We start from the raw sequence: 20502 nt of genomic DNA, 5'->3' as shown, positions 1-20502 counted from the left end.
TCAAACTAAGCTCCCAAACTAAACCAGCGCGTCAATCGCCTTCGCCAGTGTCACGTCACGCGCGGACAGGCCATTGCCGTCGCCCGGTACATCATGCGTGGTCAGGGTAATCTCGACGCGGTTATAGACATTGAACCATTCGGGATGGTGATCCTGCTTCTCCGCGAGGATCGCGATGCTGGTCATAATGCCGAATGCCTCGACGAAATTGTCAAACTTCAGATGCCGTTCAATCGCGGTGCCATCGCGCGCTGGTGCCCATTCAGGCAGATCGGTCAAAGCTGCGTCCATCTCGGCTTGGGTTAGTCTCGCGACGCTCATGGCATTCTCCGTAAAATGTTGGCTGGCTTGTTAGGGGGCAACCTTTCCCCTATCGCGCACCGCCATGCAAGCCTGCAGCCTTTCCGCAACCAATCTCGCATGCCGCAGAGGTGATCGCGTGCTGTTTCGCGGGTTGAATTTGGAAATGCAGGGCGGAGGGGCGCTGCACATCACCGGTACCAACGGCATCGGCAAAACCAGCTTGATGCGGATATTGGCAGGACTGCTGAACCCTTTTGAGGGTAGCACTGCACACACTGGCACGCTCGCAATGGTCGATGAGAAGGCGGCGCTTGATCCGCAATTGGCACTCGGCAATGCGCTCAAATTTTGGGCCAGCATGGATGGCCACGAGGACATCGCCGCGAGCTGCGGTGCGATGGGAATTGCCGACCTGCTCGATGTGCCGATTCGTTTCCTATCGACCGGTCAGAGAAAGCGCGCTGCCTTTGCACGAATGCTCAATCAGAACGCCCAAATCTGGCTGCTGGACGAACCGCTCAATGGTTTGGACGATGATGGTGTCGCGAAGATCGAGGGACTGATCGCAGCGCATTGCGGCAGCGGCGGGATTTGCATCGCCGCTTCCCACCAATCGATCAATTTGCCTGATGCCAAGACGCTAGCGTTGGGGGACTACACCGCATGATCGGCAAGCTCCTCATGCGCGATTTGCAAATGCTTCTTCCTGGGGGAAGACGGGGCGGGACAATGCTGCCGCTGTTGTTCTTTGTAGCGGTGGCGGTGCTCTATCCTTTTGCCGTTGGACCCGACGCGCCGCTTCTTGCACAGACCGGCGGCGGCGTGATTTGGATCGCGGCTCTGCTTGCAGCAATACTGCCGCTGGACCGGCTCATTGCCCCCGATCTGGAATTGGGTGTGTTCGACCAATTGGCACTGCGCGGTGTGTCGGAAGAGATGGTGGTTGCGATCAGAGTACTCGCCCATTGGCTGAGCTTCGCACCGCTACTACTGATCGCAACATTGCCAGCCGCCGCTCTTCTCGGATTGGAGGGCGACACAGTCCGCCTTGTTCTCTTGGGTCTGCTAGCCGGCACGCCCGGCCTCGCCGCTATCGGCGTCATGATCGCTGCCCTAACCGCAGGGTTGCGCGGAGGAGCGGCGTTGTCAGGCCTAATGCTGATCCCGCTCGCCGTGCCAATCCTGATCTTCGGCGCCGGCAGCCTCGCCCGCGCCGACACCAGCGGCATCGCCTATGCCGGTGCATTCAGTCTGTTGTTAATAGCGATAGCACCCTTTGCGGGCGGCGCAGCGATCAGGGCAGCACGGGAGGGTTAGCTATACGGCGGCTGATGCAGCCCCTTGGGGCTCGTCGTGAAAATCTCATTCCCCGTCTCGGTAATCGCCAGCGAGTGTTCAAACTGTGCGCTTAGCGATTTATCGCGGGTCACTGCGGTCCAACCATCGGCGAGCATCTTGCCCCATGGTTTGCCGATATTGATCATCGGTTCGATGGTGAAAAACATGCCCGGTTTTAGCTCAGGGCCAGTGCCTGCCTTTGCCGCATGAACAACCTCTGGCGCGTCATGGAACAAACGGCCCAATCCATGCCCGCAAAATTCGCGGACCACGCCGTAGCGGTGCTTTTGCGCATGCTCCAAAATTGCCGCGCCGATATCACCCAAGCGATTGCCTGGTTGTGCTTGTTCGATGCCAAGCATCAGGCATTCATACGTCACATCGACCAGTTTGCGCGCTTTTAGCGGCACATCGCCGACAAAATACATACGGCTGGTATCGCCGTGCCAGCCGTCCAGCAGCGGGGTCACATCGATATTGACGATGTCACCGTCTTTGAGCTTCTTGTCGGACGGAATTCCGTGGCAAATCACATGGTTGATCGAGATGCAGCAGCTATGCGTATAACCGCGATAACCAAGCGTCGCAGGCACTGATCCACCATCCAGCATCAGCTCACGAATCTTGTCATCAATCGCCGCCGTCGTGACACCGGGCTGCACCATCGGTGCTATCTCGTCGAGGATGCTCGCGGCCAATTGGCCTGCCTTGCGCATGCCTTCAAAGCCCGCCGGTCCGTGCAGCTTGATTGTGCCGTCGCGAACAACGGTCTCTGTGCCTTCGATCATCTGATATTCTGTCATGCGGTCCACATAGCTATGCGTGCGTGAAATTGCGAGTGTGGAGTCGACCCGTGACCCAAGACTTGGCAGAGCGCCTGCAATCGCTACATAGCCTCGATGAGCAAAAAAGATGATCTGATCCAGGCAGACCGCGGGCAAGATGCGGTCACAATCCACCTCACCAACAAAAGCGGCTATGATGCTTTCGCCAAAGAGTTGAAAGCTGGCCAGCGTGCCGCGCTAAAAGCGCAGAAATTTGAAGGCGCCGCACATCAGGTCGGCATAGTGCCCGACGGTGAGAATTGGTTCGCGGTTGGCGGTGTTTCGGATCCCGAAGAACTTTCCAGTTATTGCCTCGCCAAGCTGGCAGAGACTTTGCCCGAAGGCACCTACCGTTTGGCATCGGACGATCCAAAGGCTGCAATGCATGGCTGGGTAACCGCGCAGCACACATTCGAACGCTATAAGAAAGACGATGACGCACCCGGCGCGCGCATTCTTCTGAGCAAGCAAGCGAAGCATATCGATGCTGCGATTGCAGAGGCAGAAGCAGTCAATCTAGTCTGCGATATGGTCAACACGCCCGCAGAAGATATGGGGCCAGCCGCGATTGAGGCCGAAGCCGAGCGCGTTGCGAAGAAATACAAAGCCGAAATCAAAGTCACCAAGGGCGACGCCTTGGAAAATGACTATCCGATGATCCACGCGGTTGGTCGCGCAGCATCGCGAGCGCATGCGCCACGTCTGATCCAGATGGAATGGGGCGACGAAAGGCACCCACGCATCGCCATTGTCGGCAAAGGTGTCAGCTTCGATTCGGGCGGCCTAGATATCAAATCAGCGGTCGGTATGAAGTTGATGAAGAAGGATATGGGCGGCGCGGCGCATGCTATTGCGCTGGCCGATCTGATCATGGGTGCGGGCCTGAAAGTGCGGCTACACCTGCTGGTCCCCACGGTCGAAAATGCCATTTCCAGCAATGCTTTCCGTCCCGGCGACGTGCTGCGAACACGCAAAGGCCTGACGGTTGAAATCGGCAATACAGATGCGGAGGGTCGCTTGATTCTCGGCGATGCCCTCACCCGAGCGAGCGAAGACAATCCTGAGCTGCTGATCGACTTCGCCACGCTCACCGGCGCGGCGCGGATTGCGCTCGGTCCTGATCTTCCGGCGTTGATGACGCGCCAGGACAAGACTGCGGACGATCTCATCGCCGCTGGTCGCGCGCATGATGATGAACCGTGGAGGCTACCGCTCCCGGCCGGCTATGCCGAGTGGCTCAATTCGGACATCGCGGACCTGAACAACGCCCACGCCAATCCCTATGCCGGAGCCAGCGTAGCGGGACTGTTCCTCGACAAATTCGTCGGCGATGACATTGAATGGGCGCATTTCGACACCTTTGCGTGGCGTCCCTTCCCCAAGCCCGGGCGCCCCAAAGGCGGAGCCGCTTACGGTCTGCGCGCCGCGTTCCATATGCTCAGCGCTCGCTACGGCGAATAGGCGATCACTCTGGCGTTCACACGGTCAAGCATACCCCGAAACTTGCCTGTAGTGTTTTGGCGAGTATAAGCGCGCCAATCCGCTTGATGGTGGACGCGAACAGGGGCAAACAAAGACTGTGAGCAAAGCAGCGCAATACGGATTGCCAGAGGGTATACTTGGCTTGAAAGGGCCAATGGTGCGCCCGGAGCCCGGAACGCTGCCACTGCGCGGTGATCTGGCGCATATCGCGCTAGCCGACCGCTATCTTGTCCCGCATTATGTTATCCCGCAATTCCATACTGTTGGCAGCGATCCGGTCGCTCTGAAGCTGGAGGCGGATGCCCACTCGGACACTGTCACCACGCTTGACGCAGGTTCGACTTTCGAGGTTCTCGATGTTGCCGGTGACTGGTGCTGGGGGTGCGTCAGTGCTGATGGCCCGAGCGGCTACGTCCCGAAAGATTCCGTCACGCCGCAATCGGTATGACCACTTCCGTATTTATCGACGGCGCAGCCGGAACAACCGGTCTTGAAATCCGCGAGCGGCTATCTGGACGGAGCGAGTTTGCGCTGGTCACTCTGCCTGATGATCTACGCAAAGACGCCGAAGCCCGCCGCGAAGCATTGAACGATTGCGACGTTGCAATCCTGTGCCTGCCCGACGCAGCTGCGCGCGAATCTGTGGCATTAATCGACAATGACCGGACCAAAGTGATCGACGCATCCACCGCGCACCGCGTGGCCGATGGTTGGACTTACGGCTTCCCCGAATTGGTTGGCGCTGAGGAAGTTGCGGGTGCCAAGCGGGTCAGCAACCCCGGCTGCTATCCGACCGGATTTCTCGCGCTGATTGCGCCGCTTGTCAGGTCGAAGAACTTGCCCGCAGACTGGCCATATTCGGTCAATGCCGTGTCGGGCTTCTCCGGTGGCGGCAACGCGCTAATTGACCGGTTTGAGGGTGACCAGACGATCGCTTGGCGCGGATATGGTCTGTCGATGGGCCACAAGCATCTAGGCGAGATGAAGCAATACGCACGGCTCAAACATGCACCGCTATTTTCACCCGCTGTGGTGGATGCCCATCGCGGGATGTTTGTCGAAGTCCCGATCCCGCTCGCGGCGATGGGCTCGGGCACCGGTCCAGTGCGAATGCACAAAGCACTGAGCGAGTTCTATGAGGGCTCCCCCATTGTCACGGTCGAACCACTCGGCGCGGATCAAAGCGAGTTGCTACTGCGCAAAGACGCCGCGCCATGCGATGGCATGACGCTGCACGTATTCTTCGACGGCATGGGCGAACAAGTCCGCCTGATCGCAAAGCTGGACAATCTCGGTAAAGGCGCCAGCGGTGCAGCAGTCCAATCGCTCAATCTGATGGCTGGACTGGCAGCGGACACCGGGCTTAATCTGACTGCCTAATTATTGGGCATGGCATGCCCTTGAATCGAGCAGGATTGTAGCTTTCGCACTGCTCCACCGATCACTCCTGCGTAGCAATTCTCGATATTCCGCTGGACTCTGTGAGGGTTGCGCGGCCTACTCAACACAATCTCGGAACAAGCTGGTTCTGGCACGGTTCTTGGATAGTATTCCATCGGAATTCCGATGGACCGGCCCCGCCAATGCGGAGTCGGCCAATTGCGCAGGGGGCTGGCGTCATTTTGGCCCCTGAATATTGAGAGGCCCGAAAGAGGTACGTGTGAAAAAGATCGAAGCGATCATCAAACCCTTCAAGCTCGACGAAGTGAAGGAAGCGCTGCACGAAGTCGGCGTGTCGGGAATCACTGTCACCGAAGCCAAGGGCTTCGGACGCCAGAAGGGCCACACCGAACTTTATCGCGGCGCTGAATATGTCGTCGATTTCCTGCCCAAAGTTAAGCTCGAAGTCGTCGTATCTGACGCCACTGCAGAGCGCGTAGTTGAGGCCATCGCCGCCGCCGCACAAACCGGGCGCATCGGCGACGGTAAAGTCTTCGTCTCACCCATCGAAAGCGCTTTGCGCATCCGCACCGGTGAGAAGGACGACGACGCGATTTAGAATTTCGAGGCTTTGGCCGCACGGGGCAGGCCATCGCCAACCAGTTTCACTGCCCTCCCACTCAATTTGCCAAAGGGAACATTATGGCTACCGCAAAAGACATCCTCAAAGCTATCGAAGAGAAAGACATCGAATGGGTCGATCTTCGTTTCACCGACCCGAAAGGCAAGTGGCAGCACTTGACCATCGTTTCATCCGTATTGGGTGAAGACGAGCTGGAAGACGGCCTGATGTTCGATGGTTCATCGATCGAAGGTTGGAAAGTCATCAACGAAAGTGACATGATCCTGCGTCCTGATCTGGACCGCCACTATATCGATCCGTTCAGTGCGACGCCGATGATGATCCTGTTCTGCGATATTGTTGAGCCATCAACCGGCGAACTCTACGCCCGCGACCCACGCTCGACCGCAAAACGCGCACAAGAATATGTGAAAGCTGCTGGCCTTGGTGACACGATCTTCGTGGGTACCGAAGCCGAGTTCTTCATGTTTGACGATGTTCGCTTCGAAGACGGTTATGCCGGTTCGGGCTTCATGATCGACGATGTCGAACTGCCAACCAACAGCGGCAAGGAATATGACAGCGGCAACATGGCGCACCGTCCACGTGCCAAGGGCGGATACTTCCCTGTTGCTCCAGTCGATAGCGCTGTCGACATTCGTAGCGAAATGGTCGCGACGATGCTTGAGATGGGTCTGCCTTGCGACAAGCATCACCATGAAGTTGCGGCCGCTCAGCACGAGCTGGGCGTGACTTTCGCGACGCTGCTCGAATCTGCCGATAACATGCAGATCTACAAATATGTCGTGCAGCAAGTTGCCCATGCCTATGGCAAAACCGCGACTTTCATGCCGAAGCCGATTAAAGACGATAACGGCAGCGGAATGCACACCCACATGTCGATCTGGAACGATGGCAAGAACACCTTTGCAGGCAATGGCTATGCCGGTCTGTCGGACACTTGCCTTTACTACATCGGCGGTGTGATCAAACATGCGAAAGCGCTCAACGCCTTCACTAACCCGACCACCAACAGCTATAAGCGTCTGGTACCGGGCTTTGAAGCACCTGTGCTGCTCGCTTACTCGGCCCGCAACCGTTCGGCATCCTGCCGTATTCCGTACGGCGCTGGCGAGAAAGCCAAGCGCGTCGAGTTCCGCTTCCCCGATGCGTTGGCCAACCCGTATCTTTCATCGGCTGCGCTGATGATGGCCGGCATCGACGGTATCGTGAACAAGATTCACCCCGGCGAAGCAATGGACAAGAACCTCTACGATCTGCCGCCAGCCGAATTGGCCGACGTGCCAACAGTCTGCGGTTCCCTGCGTGAAGCGCTTGAGGCGCTCGAAGCCGATCATGACTTCCTGCTCAAAGGCGACGTGTTCAGCAAGGACCAGATCATGGCCTATACCGAACTCAAATGGGAAGAAGTCAGCCGCTTGGAAACTACTCCGGCAGCGGTCGAATTCGACATGTATTATAGCGCGTAATTCGCGTCACACACGACATCAGAAAAGGCGTCCGGAGCAATCCGGCCGCCTTTTTCTTTGCCCACCCTACTTGCCCAATTGGCGCAGCTTCAACCATTGTCCACAGTAAGCGGCTCCGTACAAAACCATGCCATCGGCGAAAGCACGAATGATCCGGCCCGCGGCGAACTCCTCCTGTCCTTCGGCGAGGAGGTACCAAATCTGTGGCACAATCAGGATCAGGAGCAGTGGCAGCATTCGCCATACAAAGTTTCCGAGAAAGCCGGTGGCTGGCTTAAAAGTCAGATACGCCATCGCCGCCCCAACCAAGAACACGCCGGGCAGCCGGACAAGCATATAGAAATACAGATAATCCCATGACGGTCCGCCAGAGAAGCTATCGCGCATGCTCATCATGATGGGCCGGGTGACAGTCACGCTCAGAATGATCAGCAGGACATAGGCCGCAAAGGTCAAAATCACCGTCAGTCCGATTGCTCTGAAATTCCAGTCTTGTGTGCGCAGAGCGAGCAAGCCGGGAATCGCGATCACGACTTGCTTCCATATCCATATGCGACCTTCGCCGCCCTCCTGCCTTTCGGACAGCTCTTCCTGCAAATCGCCCAAAACATGCTCTTTATAGGCGGGCCCCGCCAACCAGCCGAGCAGGACACGCGCGAGTAGTGGCAAAGGGTCATGGCCTTGCTGGCTCACACGCCAAACCTCCATGAAACCAATCCATCGGTCATATTGCGCAGCGCCAAGATAGACTGCTCAAGCAAACGCTGCCCGAGCGGCTCAATGGTGTAGAGGCGCTTGGCCCGCCCGCCGCGCTCTTTCGTTGCTTCGCCCATTGTGGAGCGCACCAGCTGCTTCTTCTCCAGCCGCGCAAGAGTTGCGTAAAGCGCGCCCAATGACGGCGACCGATCAGCGCGCGCTTCGATATCCTGCTTGATGCTAACACCGTACGCGTCACCGCCCTGCCGCAGGATGGCCGCCAGCACCAGCATCTCGAACTCGCCCAGATTCTTATTGGATTCCACGTCCATATCCTATATGTACTACATTGTAGTATAAATTAATCTGATAAATGCAACCTGATCTCGGAGGATATCCATGAAGCCGCAATCGCTCATTCTCATACTGTCTGCTTCGCTTGCACTCACCTCGGCAGTCTCGGCAAAGCATGGTGACATCGCGCAGCCCGCTCCGCAAGCAGCCGCGCATCAACCCGCGGTAGAGATGAGTGTTGATGACCTCGTGGCTGGCCGGCGCGCAGGCTATTGGATGTCAGCTGGGCTATTCGGCGGCATGTTCGGGGTGATGAACAGCGGCGGCGATGTGAAAGGACTAGCGTTCTCCGCGCGCGCGCTCGCTGGATGGGCCAAGGCATTGCCGGGCATGTTTCCCGAGGGTTCAGTCAACGAGGAGACCAACGCGCTCCCAACCGTCTGGTCCGAGCGCGAGGAGTTCGAACGGATCGCAGGGCTCTACGCGAAGCGTGCAACGAGTCTAGCAGACATTGCCGCATCCGGAGACGCCGACGCATTCAAAGCGCAATGGGCACTGGTGCGTGAGACATGCTCAAGCTGTCACGACACATTCCGCCGGGATCGAAAGAAAGAAGTGCAAGCACAGAATTGAGGTAGCCGCTTAACACGGCGGTACTACTCGTAATTCCAGTCGAGCAGATTCACGCCATCGAGCGACTGCAAGACATCCGGGTGCGCGTGCCGCACGGCCTTCACCGCTTTGCGCAAGTCCTTTTGCAAATAGGGCTTGAGCGCAATCTCAGCGCCCGCGAGATCATGGCCATGCAACTGCGCGAAAATTGCGGTCGCTGTGACTAGAGCCTGCTCGGAGAGATAACCGGTTGTCGATGCCCGCCAGCCTGACCATTCACCGTCATTGAATTGCGCAAACTCGCGCGCGCCATTGGCTAGGAACACACCGAAGCCGATATAGGCGGCCGCGCAATCGGTGGAATGCTCAATCAAATCGGGTCCACCCGGCGGATCGCCCGCATTGCACAAGAGATAGTGGCACAGCTCATGCGCAAAAGTGGCGGTCAGCGCGTCGGGCTTTTGCAACATGCTGTCGCTGTACCGGATCACCGCCTCGCCATCTTCAACCGAGAATGTCCCGCAAGCGCTGTTGCCCTCCTGCTGGATACGGATGTCGCCCGGATCGAAATCATCATCGACCTTCTCCAACCGGCACGGCCATTGCTCCATGCCGGCAAGGATCTTGACCGCATCGAACAGCTCATTCGCTGTTCGTGCGCTGTCCAACATCGGATGGCCCGGCAGCACGAATTGCGGCGTCACTCCGCGATCATCCAGTACCGTCCGCAGCCAAGCAAAACACGCAATCAACCAGTCGAACTCATCCTTGGTAATCGGCGGTTTAGGCGTGAAGAACGGCATTGCAGACCTGTGCCGCCGAGCGCCCTGCCCGTCAACGGCGGTTGAGCATCCCGCGTTTCCCAGCGGCCCAGAAAGACGCAACGAGCATCAGCACGACGAACATCGTAAGCCAGTCGAGCGCCTTCGGAGCTGCGGTCCACCCGACATGCCCCAACAGAGCCCACGTTCCGCCGATAAGAAATACCAGATAGAAAGCCGTTGCAGCTGTGTCCCGCGAGACAGCTTTCATCAATTCGTCCATATGCTGTTCCTGCCGCTTTCCCGTGAACCATGTGAGCAACAGCATCATCGCAAAGCCGGTCACCGCAATAGTCGCTGGCACCGGACCAACCGGAGCTGCAAGCGCCGCCAAAGCCAGCGCTCCTGCGAGAGCGAACATGCCAATCGCTGAATATGTCAGCATCGTCTTCTGCTCGCGCAATTCATCGGCATCTTCGACATTGAGGAAGCGCGAACCGAGCGCCGGGCTGAAGGCCCCGATCAATACTGAAGCGCCGGTAATCACATAGAGAACGGCGACGAGCATCGCGACTTCACGCGATGCATCGAGATCGCCGAAAGCCCCGCGGTTCATTACCGTTACGATTGCAAAGGAAGCAATAAAGCCGGCGACTGCGCCTGCAATCATCGGAATACCGAATTTCTTCATGAGGGTTCGTTCTTGTGTTTGGCCGCGGGTTTGTTCGGACATCATTCTGCTCCTTCTTCGGGTTCCCAATCATCAATGAATAGCTCTGGCACGCTCACTTCAAAAAGCTTCGCCATGCGCAGCGCCAGCGGCAGGCTGGGATCATATTTGTCGGTCTCCACCGCGTTGATCGTTTGGCGTGACACGCCAAGCAATTTAGCAAGAGCACCTTGGCTCCAGCCCCGCCCCTCGCGGTATTCTTTTAATCGATTGAGCACCGAATCATCCTTATTACCTGTAAAGATCTCTTTACTGTAAAGAACTCTTGTCAGTCAAGAGCTCTTTACAGATTTGGGCCAGCCGATAACGGATGCCTCCCGGTGGCTTGCGCAAAAAACAATTTTCCTACTCGGCATCTTCCTGCCTAATTGTCCGGTCTCCTTACCCGACTCAACGAGGCCCCCATGTCCCAAACACTCAACCGCTCCGCTATCTTCGCCGCCGTTCGCCAAATGCTTGGCAGAGGCTTCAAACAGAGCAAAGTCGATGCTCTGGACCGGGCAATTGATGAGGCAACCGCCGTATCGGATAATTCATCTCTGGACCCTGTTCCAAGTGTTCCATCGTGTAGGATTGGCGCGCGGGGAATCGCATTGATCAAGCAATTTGAAGGCTGCGCACGACTACGCAGCGACGGGATGGTGGAGGCCTATCCTGACCCCGGAACCGGCGGTGATCCGTGGACAATCGGCTGGGGCGCAACTGGCCCGGGACTGGATGGCCAAGGCCGGATTGGCCCCGGAACAGCGTGGACGCGCGCGGAATGCGACGAGCGCTTAGAGCGCGATCTCGTTCGCTACGCCGACGATGTTGCGCGCGCGCTGGACGGTGCGCCCGTCACACAGAACCAGTTCGACGCGTTGGTAAGCTTTCACTACAACACCGGCGCGATTGGTCGGGCTACCCTCACAAAACGCCACAAAGCCGGCGACTATGCCGCCGCCTTGCGCGAATTTTCCCGTTGGAACCGCGCGGGCGGCCGGGTGATGAAAGGGCTGACCCGGCGCCGTAACGCAGAGGCCAAGCTTTACGGGAAGCCTGCATGAACGCGCCGCTCTCGCCCGATGCATCTGCCATACTGGAAGCACTAAAACCCGAACGCCTCGGGCTCAGCGCAAAGGTTCAGGCCGATCTCTGGATCAAGCTGGGCATTGCCGCATTCAGCATTTTAATCGTCGGCGGATTTTCACTCATTATGCTCCAGATTTCGCAGGCCAGCTCGACCGCGAATACCAATAGCGAAAAGATCGACAAGCTAACCGAGAACATCGCAATGCTGGTGGTAGTATCGCAGAATATGCAAAGCGAACTGACCCAACGCGGTGGTTGGATGGACGGGCAAGACCTCTATTCCGAGCAATCGCGGCTCAAAGATCAGGAGCATGACCAGCGGCTCGACGCACTGGAAGCCAAAAGCAGTCAGTAATCGCGACTGATCTCGGCCACTACGCTTTCACGGCCCAAAGTGGAAACATTGGCGAGCAGAGACAGCCAACTGGTGATCCGGAACTCTGCCTCGGTCGCGCTATAACCGCGCCCGTCGGTGATGAGTTCAACATAGAAACGCCGGCCAATATTCTTGCCAATCGCCACACCGGTGCCTCTGTTCAAAGCGGGATCGGCGCTGACGATCCTGAGCCGGTCCAGCCCGATTGCGGTGCGCAAGGCGTTGATCGGATCAAGCCCCGCTCCACCGCGCAGGCTGGCCAGTGCGGTGCCCAATTGCAGCGCATCGGTGGCCGAGAGTTCAGTGATCGAGCCGCCGAACAGCAGACGCGACAGGATTTCCTCCTCAGGCAAAGCAGGGGTCGAGCTGAAAGTGATCTCCGGCGTTAGAGCGTTGCCCTGCACCGCGACTTCGACGCTGAGCCCAGTTCTGTCGGTTTCGGCAACGATATCGAGGCGCGGATCAATCGGTTCATTCTCGTTAAAGTCGATCCGCCCGCGCGTCAGTTCAAAACGGGTTCCGGCAAAACTGTAATAGCCGCGCACCACCCGTGCCTCACCGCCCATTCGCGGATCGTCGGTTGTTCCGCGCAGCCGGATATCCGCGCTCCACTCGCTATCGAGGCCCAAGCCATCGACATCGACCCGGCTGTTGGCTTTGGCATCAATCATATAGCGCCACGGACGATAACGCGCTCTGGCCGGGGCAATATCGGCGGGAATATTAATCTCGCGAGTTTTGATTTGCGGCAGTCCCGCTTGCTCCGCCGCGCTGCCCAGCGCCCATGCCGCAAGGTCAACCTGCACACGTCCGGCGATGGTACCGCCAATACCGTTTGATATCAGCCGCAGCGGGCCAGTGATGGTGGCATCGATACCGTTGGCGTTGAGCAGCCTCGCATTCTTCGCCGCAACTTTGATATCAAGCGCCGGACCGCGTTCACCCAGATCGACAAGGTCAATGGTACCGCTGCCCGACACACTGCCACCATTCGCCGTCTTCCCGGAGAAACGGGAAAGCCGGAGGCGGGAACCAGAGAAACTGCCGCGAACAGACATATTTTGGATGTCGGTACCAGACAGTGCGCTTTGCACGCGGAGATCGTTGCTCTGCAGCGAACCACGGACGCTCGGATCGGCGATTGTGCCGCTCACATTCGCAGTCACAGCCAACGGACCGGTCAGATCGAATGCTTCAATCACGGCGAGCCGCCACAAAGATGCAGCCGGCCCGTTATAGCGCAATTGCCCGAACAGATTTCCGCGACGCAACCGCGATACGAGACCGCCCGACTGCGGCAATGCGCTGATCCGCGCCTGCACTCGGCCGCGCCGCGTGCCACCTTCATCGGCAACAGCGCGCAGTTCCAATTCGTTCGCCGAGAGCTTCGAAACCAGCGCCAGATCAATCGGCTTCGACGAAAGAACGAGGCCAGAGCGCGTGAGGTTGTCAATCTGCACACGCGCATTGCCTGACGGCAAACCGCCCGCTGCAGAGCGAAAATCGATCAAGCCAGAGATTGTCCCGCCCAGCCCCATGTCGGCAATCGCCAGATCAACCAGCGAGAGAGGCATGTCTTCCAGCGCCAGATCGACTCTGGTCGTTCCGCCGCCAAATTCGCCCGACGCAATCAATCCGCCATTGCCGTAAGTGATCTGGGTATCCGCTAGCTGCCAGCCGCCGTCGCCCTGCTTGGACAAGACTGCGCGCCTCGGCATGGTGATGCGCTTGCCGGCGAAGTCCCCTCGCCCAGCAACAGCGATCCGCTCAGGTTCGATCCCGGCATTGAGTTGCAGGTTGAACCGGCTACCCCGCCGTCCGGCGAGCGAAGCCGTTGCAACGCCGCTGCCATTCTCCAGCTCTGCAGTTGCAGCCATTCTGCCGACGAACAACGTCCCATAGCTGAAGCCCTGCCCCACCACGTTGGCTTCGACCGTCGAGTTACCTTCTTTCAGATAGCCGCGCCCTTCCAAATCGGCGCTGGCAATCGAAATCGGTGTATCGCCCCCAAATTGCGCGCGGTTAGCGTCGATTTCGAATGAGAACTCCTGCCCTCCGTCGCGCGTCGCCAAACCGATCCGGCCGGCCAGACCGCCACCGCTGAGCGTAAGCCTCCCATCGGCACCGCCAACTGCCAGCGTCAGATTTCCTTCAACAGCAGTCTTCCAAATATTGAGTTCGCGAATGGCCAACTGCGTCGGGCCATCGGCAGGCGCTATCAGTCCAAGTTCGCCGTTGAACGCACCGAGCAGCGACTGCCCTTCGGTCGAAATATCGAAACCCTCTTCGCTTGGTGCAATCGCTACGCGGACATCTTCCAATCCAGCAGCTGGCAGCGGGCTGGCGAACACCAAAGTCGCAGTTGGCCCGCTATCTGCAAAAGCGGCTTCGACGGTGAAATCACCGTAGTCTTGATGCGTACCGTTGCCGGTAATGCTGGTGCTGCCTTCACGAACGTTTCCATCCATAACCAGCGACAGTTTCTCTGCTGCTAGACGGACGTTGCGGAAATCGACGGGCGCGACCGAGCCAAGCGAGATACCGCCACGCAGGCGAATGTCCGGACCGGCGAGATTGGCGAGCGTGTCATTGGTCACGCGCGGTATCCGGCCATCGAAATCGGCGCGCAGCACCCAAGGCGCATTGCTCCCGATCAGCAAATTGATATCGGCGGTTCCGTTCAATATCCCGATATTCTCAAGTGGCAGACCGCTTGCAGTGACTGGCCCGCGCAAGGCGTACATTCCGGTTCCCGTATCGCCGAATAGAGAGAGCCGCGCATTCGCATCGGGGAAAGTGATCGCGAGGTTGTCCGACAAAACCTGTCTGCCGGTATAGATCACGGTGCCATTCAGCCTTCCGCCGACCAGCCGCGGATCGGCCAACACATTTCCGGTTTCAATGCGGCCGATATTGGTACCCAGCGGGAGCGTCCAATGCGCTCCGTCATAGGTGGCCGTCCCTTGCTGACGGAGATCGGCAATACGCGTCTCACCCGTTACGAATCTATCAGCCGCGAGGATATGCTCGATGGCCAAATCGCGAAAGGCGCCATCCAGTGTAGCGGCCAGATTGCCGCCTTCGATCCGCATTCCACCGCCGAGCAGATCGGGATCGGTTAGCCGCGCGATAACTGTGAAATCGTCGAAGCTGTTGCCCGCTAAATCGATCGCGCCTTCACCTGCCCCCAAGAATGCCCGACCTTCAACCTCCACCGATCCGTTGAGAACGCTATCGAGCAAAGTCCCTTTTGCATCGAGCGACACTGCTTCGCCGAATGCGTTGGCAGTGAGGCCTGAGACCAATTCAGACGGATAGACCTGCCCAAGCACACGATATTGCCCGCGAGCATTGGTAATCCGGAACGCGGCGATCGCATCTTCCTCGCGCTGTGCGACGAAATTGCCGGTCCAGTTGCTCCAACTCCCATCGCCGACCAGTTTGGCGGAATAGCCAACCTCTGCTCCGATCAATCCGGCGAGCACGCCGTCAGCGGGTGCATCATACTCCAGCTTGAGATCGAAGCGGTCGCCGTCGGGTTCCGCATCGATGAGCGCGTAGAGCTCGTCTTCGGCCCCCAGATCGCCATCAATCTCAGCAAAGACGCGGCCATCGCGGATATCCGCCTTGACCAGCATATCGACACGCTGTTCTTTATCACCGACCACGCCTGCTGCCAGCGTCAGATTATCCATCTCGAACCGGTCGATGCGGATGTCGAAATCCGGCAAGATCGGCGCGTCCGGGTCACCCGGCAAGAGCTCTGGCACCCGCAGCAACGTACCGCGGCGCGCGGTTAGATTGCGGATATCCAAGCCGCTTGTGATCCAACTCACAGGCCGCCAATCCAGTTCTACGACCGGTATCGTCAGAAACTCGCCTTGGGGATCGGACACTGTCACATCATGCAGAATGGCATCTTCGAAGATATCGCCCTCAATCCGGCCGACTTCGAACCTTAGGCCGGATGCGGGTGCGACTTGAGCGATCTGATCAGCAATAAAGCGCTTGCCGAACGGGCTGTTGAAGAACGCTAAGCCCGCTACAATCACAAGTAGCAAGCCAAGCACGATTCCGGCTGTCCATTTGAACAAGCGCGACCGCTTTGATTTCTTGGCAGGAGCTTCACTCATCAGAAGGCCTGCCCCAGCGATACATAGACCGCTACCGGATTGTCGTTCGGCCCAGGATTCAGCGGCACACCAACATCGACCCGGATTGGGCCGAAGCCGGTGTCATAACGCACTCCCATGCCGACACCCACTTTGATTTCATCGAGATCAGGCGTCGTGTCATTGCTCACCGAACCGGCATCCACGAATGGAACGACCGATACCGCACCATCAAGAAAGCCGGTTTTTATCCGCGCTTCGAGCGAGAATTCCACAAGTGACCGTCCACCACTTGGGTCACCCAAAGCATCTGTCGGGCCAATCTGTTGGAACCCGTAACCCCGCACCGAACTGCCGCCGCCAGCATAGAGCCGCCGTGACGGTGCGATATTGTCCAGATCGGTTCCGGGGATCGCACCAAACCGGACGCGCCCCGCCATTACCACACGATCATTGATCGCTTTGTAGTAACTCGCATCCGCTTGCCCGCGGAGATAAAAACTCTGAACACCATTGTTGCTCGACACCTCCGGGGAGAGCCTAGCACCAACGCGGAATCCCTCGGTCGGGTTAAGCAGATTGTCGGTTGTATCAATCAATGCGCTCACCGGCAGCGCGCCAACGAAGAACGTTTCGCGCGGTGGCACAACACCGTTCACCACTGGCGGTCGCTCGCTCGTGGCGATGGCTTCAAAACCGACACTCCAGCTCAGAGGCTTTTGGAACAGCAGATTCGAAGTACGCTCGTAATTGGCAACGAAAGCCACCGTCCGTGCATCAAACGCGTCGCTATCAATTGTGCTGGCATAAGCATCCAGCGTGAGGATTTTGTCACGACCACCGAAATTGTTCTTGCGGAAAGTAACACCTGCGAGTTGTTCCTGTGTACCCAGAATTCCGCGGAATTTCAGCGCCCCCTCTGGCGGGAAGAAATTGCGATGTTCCCAGCTTGCTTGCAGCCGGAAGCCTTCCTCCGAACCATAACCAACCGCGCCTGCAATCGTCCGCAACGGCGCCTTGGTCATTTCGACGTCCATAGCGACAACGCCCGGCTCGGTTTCGGTTGGCGGGGTCACTTCGCGTGGGGTTACCGAGACCGAAGATACCAGCCCCGTCGCGGTCACTGCGCGGCGCAAATCCAATGTCAGACTTCGCTGATAGATGTCACCTTGTTCAAAACGGGCAATCGATCCGATATGCTTGCCGGACAGGAAGCCAGGGTCGGAGCTGACCACTTCGCCAAACGTGTATTTGCCGTTCGGCTCCACCGGCAGCGTTAAATCTCCGCGCGTTTCTCGGTGATCGATGAGAAGATCGGGTTCGCCCATCTCGGCAAACGGATAGCCGCCTTCGCCCAAAGCGGTATCGAGATCGAGCTGTTCTTCGACAATCTTGTCGCTCGACAGCGGATCGCCAGTTTGTATCTCAAAGGCGCTGCGAAGACGCTCTGCATCAATAGCCGTGCCGAGATTGCCCAGATCGATTGCACCAAAGCTGTAGCGCTGACCGGGAATTATATCGAAGCGGACCGTCAGTCGTTCATCGGCCACATCTGCGCCCGGGCGCAATCCACCGACAGTGCGGACAACTTGCGCATCATAATAGCCATAAATCCGCAGCATTTCGGACAACAGCTCTTGGTCGGCTCGCGCTCTCGCGGCGAGCTGTGCAATGCTCTCATCGCCATTGGAAAGATCAGCGATGGTCGAAAGCGCTCTGAAGCGACTGACAAATGCATCGCGTTGCGGAAAGCCGCTGCCATTGTCCGGAAATGCCAGCACCAGATCATCGCCGATCCGGTCAAGCGCAGCGCTTGGCAAAGTCGGCAATGGCGGTAAGTTCGTGTCTGCAAACCGGATGTCTTCATCGGGTTCCAGCGGTTCGATTGGCGGAAGGTCCAGATCATCCGGCCATTCAACGCTAAGCTCGGGAATTTCCGCCAGTGGTTCATCAGGCTGCACCGTTACGTCGGCATCAGGAGCCGGAACGGATCTATCCTCCGCCCATGCCTCAGCATTCTCCACCGCAGAATCGGGGATCAGATCATCAAGGTTCTGTGAATCGGGATCTTGAGCGAATACCGGCGCACTACCGGTCGTCCAACCAGCGAGCAGCAACGCACCCGCAGCAATCCAAGCCACCTGGCGCAAACGCGATTTAGTCGATCGCGTTACTGCTGTTCGGGGTGTATTGCGCGCTATTACCTTCTTTTGAACCGCTTCCGTCTTCGGCACGCGGCTTATCAGCCGTGTTGGCGATAAGAGCGTCCTGCTCTTCGCGGGTAAGGCGCTGCCATCCGCTGCGGGTGAGCCGCTCGAGCGGGCGGTAGCGGACTTTGTATCGCATCCGGTCGGACCCTTCGACCCAGTATCCGAGATAGGCATAGGGAAGGCCCTGCTCTGCCGCACGGCGAATGTGTTCGAGGATGATGTAATTACCAAGACCTGATCGCGACTCATGTTCCGGGTCGTAGAAGCTATAGATCATCGACAACCCGTCGCCCTGCCGATCAGTCAGACAGGCACCTACTAATCGGCCTGGCTCGTTCCCGTCGGAAGGTTCTCTATATTCAATGACATAGCTGGATACCGGAGTATGCTCAACCATGTCTGCATAGTCCGTTTCATCCATCGCAGCCATACCGCCGCCAGGATGCCGAACGGTCAGATAACGCTGCAATAGTTCGAATTGTTCCTCGGTTGCCCAAGGCCGGCATTCGGTTGCCACCAGATCACCGTTCCGGCGCAAATTGCGGCGCTGGGTTGAACTGGACGTGAACTCTTCTGCCACCACGCGGACCGATACGCAGGCGTTACAATCAGCACAACTTGGCCGATACGCGACTGTCTGGCTACGACGGAAACCGATCCGACCCAGCGCTTCATTCAGCTGATCCGCATGATCACCCTTGAGCTCGGTAAACACCTTGCGTTCGCTCTTGCCCGGCAAATACGGACAAGGCGCGGGCGTCGTTACAAAAAAACGGGGAAAGCGAACGGGGGCCGTCACGGCTTGCTGTGTGTCCTCTAAAGCAAGAATCGGTCTGTGGTCGAAGGCCTATTCTTATGCATGGCACAGCCCGCCGGTAAAAGGTCCTTAACCAAATAACACGGTTAATGATTGATTATTTTGCACAATTTCTCTGCACAAAATAAGGCTGTACCGGAATGCGTCAGTTCAGTTCGACTTGGCTAACGGCATAACCTGCCGCTTTGAGCGATTCGATCAGCGCATTAAGCTGGTCACGGTCACGCGCCTCGCACTCAATATCGGTGATCAGACCTTTGGCGGGCAAGCTGGTGAAAATCCGCTGATGGTAAATTTCGATAATGTTGACGTTGTGCTTATCGAACTCGGTCATCACCTTATACAGCGCGCCCGGACGATCCTGTAGCGTGATCCGAAGTCGCGCCAACCGGCCCGAACGCGCCAGATCGCGCAGCAACACATTCGCCAGCAAGCGCTGATCGATATTGCCGCCACACAGGACCAGACCGATCTTGCGGCCTGCAAACTTCTCCGGATTGGAGAGAACTGCGGCGAGGCCTGCCGCGCCAGCTCCTTCAACCACAGTTTTCTCGATTTGCAGAAGGAGCGATACCGCCTTCTCCAACTCACGCTCGGTGACGAGGACAATATCATCGACGCAGTCTTTGATAATCTGCGCGGTGAATTCGCCGGGTGCTTTGACCGAAATGCCTTCGGCCAAAGAGTCACCGCCGCAGGGCATGTCCTGCCCTTTGATCCGCGAATACATTGACGGGTAAAGCTCCGCCTGAACGCCGATCACTTCCATATCCGGTTTGAGAGCACGGGCGACTGTGGCCATGCCTGACATTAGCCCGCCCCCGCCAATCGGCGTTACGATACAGTCAAGATCGGGCGCATCTTCAAACATTTCCAACGCCACGGTGCCCTGCCCCGCAGCCACATTTGGTTCGTCAAACGGATGGACGAAGGTGAGGTTGCGCTCTTTTTCGAGCTGACGCGCATAAGCATAGGCATCGTCGAAAGTCTCGCCTTCCAGCACAACATTGCCGCCAACGCTTTCGGTCTGCATCACTTTTACCGTCGGCGTAGTGCGCGGCATAACAATGGTCACCGGCACACCGAGCCGGCGCCCGTGATAGCTTAGCCCTTGCGAATGATTGCCAGCGGACGCCGCAATTACACCCCTCTCGCGCTGTTCATCGGTCAAATGAAGCAATGCATTCAGAGCGCCGCGCTCTTTATAGGCAGCCGTGAATTGCTGGTTCTCGAACTTCAGCCAAATCTCTGCGCCGGTAATCGCGGACAGCGTAATGCTGTGCATCGTGGGCGTATGCACAACAGCGCCCTTAATACGGTCGGCAGCAGCCCGAATGGTATCGAGCGTCAGAAGATCGGTAGCTTTCCCTGTCATTCTGCGGCG

General features: G+C 57.8%; 21 protein-coding genes. 10 read left to right on the top strand and 11 right to left on the bottom strand.

Going from position 1 to position 20502, the window contains the following annotated elements; genetic code table 11:
- Positions 1-18: 18 nt before the first annotated feature.
- A complete protein-coding gene (locus J9777_RS01470) occupies positions 19-321 on the bottom strand; it encodes a 4a-hydroxytetrahydrobiopterin dehydratase (protein ID WP_209347026.1) in 303 nt (100 codons plus the stop codon).
- Between the two features lie 64 nt (positions 322-385).
- Between J9777_RS01470 and ccmA the strand changes: the two genes are divergently transcribed.
- Positions 386-970 carry a heme ABC exporter ATP-binding protein CcmA gene (ccmA, locus tag J9777_RS01465; RefSeq protein ID WP_209347025.1) on the top strand — a complete coding sequence of 195 codons (585 nt, stop codon included), beginning with the start codon at positions 386-388 and terminating at the stop codon, positions 968-970.
- Entirely contained in the window at positions 967-1620 is a 654-nt protein-coding gene (locus J9777_RS01460) for a heme exporter protein CcmB (protein WP_209347024.1), read from the top strand. The genes ccmA and J9777_RS01460 overlap by 4 nt, the downstream gene beginning before the upstream one ends.
- Here the strand turns inward: J9777_RS01460 and map are convergent.
- Entirely contained in the window at positions 1617-2444 is an 828-nt protein-coding gene (gene map / locus J9777_RS01455; protein ID WP_209347023.1) for a type I methionyl aminopeptidase, read from the bottom strand. The genes J9777_RS01460 and map overlap by 4 nt on opposite strands.
- Positions 2445-2540: 96 nt before the next feature.
- Between map and J9777_RS01450 the strand changes: the two genes are divergently transcribed.
- The 5 genes from J9777_RS01450 (at position 2541) to glnA (ending at position 7439) form a co-directional block, all read left to right on the top strand.
- Positions 2541-3926 carry a leucyl aminopeptidase family protein gene (locus J9777_RS01450; protein ID WP_209347022.1) on the top strand — a complete coding sequence of 462 codons (1386 nt, stop codon included), beginning with the start codon at positions 2541-2543 and terminating at the stop codon, positions 3924-3926.
- Positions 3927-4044: 118 nt separating this feature from the next.
- Positions 4045-4395, top strand: a complete 351-nt coding sequence (locus J9777_RS01445) for a hypothetical protein (RefSeq protein WP_348631904.1) — start codon at positions 4045-4047, stop codon at positions 4393-4395.
- Positions 4392-5327: an N-acetyl-gamma-glutamyl-phosphate reductase gene (gene argC, locus J9777_RS01440; protein ID WP_209347021.1), complete on the top strand. Its 936-nt coding sequence runs from the start codon at positions 4392-4394 to the stop codon at positions 5325-5327. Before J9777_RS01445 ends, argC begins: the two co-directional genes overlap by 4 nt.
- A gap of 280 nt (positions 5328-5607) precedes the next feature.
- Positions 5608-5946 (top strand): P-II family nitrogen regulator, encoded by a 339-nt coding sequence (locus J9777_RS01435; protein ID WP_209347020.1) that lies wholly within the window; start codon positions 5608-5610, stop codon positions 5944-5946.
- Between the two features lie 83 nt (positions 5947-6029).
- A complete protein-coding gene (gene glnA / locus J9777_RS01430) occupies positions 6030-7439 on the top strand; it encodes a type I glutamate--ammonia ligase (protein ID WP_209347019.1) in 1410 nt (469 codons plus the stop codon).
- Positions 7440-7505: 66 nt separating this feature from the next.
- On the opposite strand, the gene J9777_RS01425 is transcribed toward glnA, so the two are convergent.
- Complete coding sequence (locus J9777_RS01425; RefSeq protein ID WP_209347018.1) at positions 7506-8147, bottom strand: hypothetical protein; 642 nt, start codon at positions 8145-8147, stop codon at positions 7506-7508.
- On the bottom strand, positions 8129-8461 hold the full coding sequence (locus J9777_RS01420) for a helix-turn-helix transcriptional regulator (RefSeq protein WP_209347017.1): 333 nt from the start codon (positions 8459-8461) through the stop codon (positions 8129-8131). Before J9777_RS01420 ends, J9777_RS01425 begins: the two co-directional genes overlap by 19 nt.
- A gap of 73 nt (positions 8462-8534) precedes the next feature.
- On the opposite strand from J9777_RS01420, the gene J9777_RS01415 reads away from it, so the two are divergent.
- Positions 8535-9062, top strand: a complete 528-nt coding sequence (locus J9777_RS01415) for a cytochrome c (RefSeq protein ID WP_209347016.1) — start codon at positions 8535-8537, stop codon at positions 9060-9062.
- A gap of 23 nt (positions 9063-9085) precedes the next feature.
- On the opposite strand, the gene J9777_RS01410 is transcribed toward J9777_RS01415, so the two are convergent.
- The 3 genes from J9777_RS01410 to J9777_RS01400 are packed head-to-tail and all read right to left on the bottom strand — an operon-like array spanning position 9086 to position 10750.
- Entirely contained in the window at positions 9086-9844 is a 759-nt protein-coding gene (locus tag J9777_RS01410) for a hypothetical protein (protein ID WP_209347015.1), read from the bottom strand.
- Positions 9845-9875: 31 nt separating this feature from the next.
- Positions 9876-10535 carry a hypothetical protein gene (locus J9777_RS01405; RefSeq protein WP_209347014.1) on the bottom strand — a complete coding sequence of 220 codons (660 nt, stop codon included), beginning with the start codon at positions 10533-10535 and terminating at the stop codon, positions 9876-9878.
- The gene (locus J9777_RS01400) at positions 10535-10750 is read right to left on the bottom strand and encodes a helix-turn-helix transcriptional regulator (protein ID WP_209347013.1); all 216 of its coding nucleotides are present in this window, start codon (positions 10748-10750) and stop codon (positions 10535-10537) included. The genes J9777_RS01405 and J9777_RS01400 overlap by 1 nt, the downstream gene beginning before the upstream one ends.
- A 186-nt stretch (positions 10751-10936) precedes the next feature.
- Here J9777_RS01400 and J9777_RS01395 point away from each other — a divergent pair, with 186 nt between their 5' ends.
- On the top strand, positions 10937-11578 hold the full coding sequence (locus J9777_RS01395) for a lysozyme (protein WP_209347012.1): 642 nt from the start codon (positions 10937-10939) through the stop codon (positions 11576-11578).
- Positions 11575-11958 carry a hypothetical protein gene (locus J9777_RS01390; protein WP_209347011.1) on the top strand — a complete coding sequence of 128 codons (384 nt, stop codon included), beginning with the start codon at positions 11575-11577 and terminating at the stop codon, positions 11956-11958. The genes J9777_RS01395 and J9777_RS01390 overlap by 4 nt, the downstream gene beginning before the upstream one ends.
- Here the strand turns inward: J9777_RS01390 and J9777_RS01385 are convergent.
- From J9777_RS01385 to J9777_RS01370, 4 genes are all read right to left on the bottom strand, one after another.
- On the bottom strand, positions 11952-16112 hold the full coding sequence (locus J9777_RS01385; protein ID WP_209347010.1) for a translocation/assembly module TamB domain-containing protein: 4161 nt from the start codon (positions 16110-16112) through the stop codon (positions 11952-11954). The genes J9777_RS01390 and J9777_RS01385 overlap by 7 nt on opposite strands.
- Entirely contained in the window at positions 16112-18232 is a 2121-nt protein-coding gene (locus J9777_RS01380; protein ID WP_348631903.1) for a BamA/TamA family outer membrane protein, read from the bottom strand. The genes J9777_RS01385 and J9777_RS01380 overlap by 1 nt, the downstream gene beginning before the upstream one ends.
- Before the next feature lie 16 nt (positions 18233-18248).
- Entirely contained in the window at positions 18249-19100 is an 852-nt protein-coding gene (locus J9777_RS01375; protein WP_209347009.1) for an arginyltransferase, read from the bottom strand.
- Positions 19101-19263: 163 nt separating this feature from the next.
- A complete protein-coding gene (locus J9777_RS01370; protein WP_209347008.1) occupies positions 19264-20493 on the bottom strand; it encodes a threonine ammonia-lyase in 1230 nt (409 codons plus the stop codon).
- Positions 20494-20502: the final 9 nt, after the last annotated feature.

The organism is Pontixanthobacter sp. CEM42, from assembly GCF_017812015.1.
GTDB lineage: Bacteria > Pseudomonadota > Alphaproteobacteria > Sphingomonadales > Sphingomonadaceae > Pontixanthobacter.
This window is presented reverse-complemented; position numbering and strand designations above follow the sequence as displayed.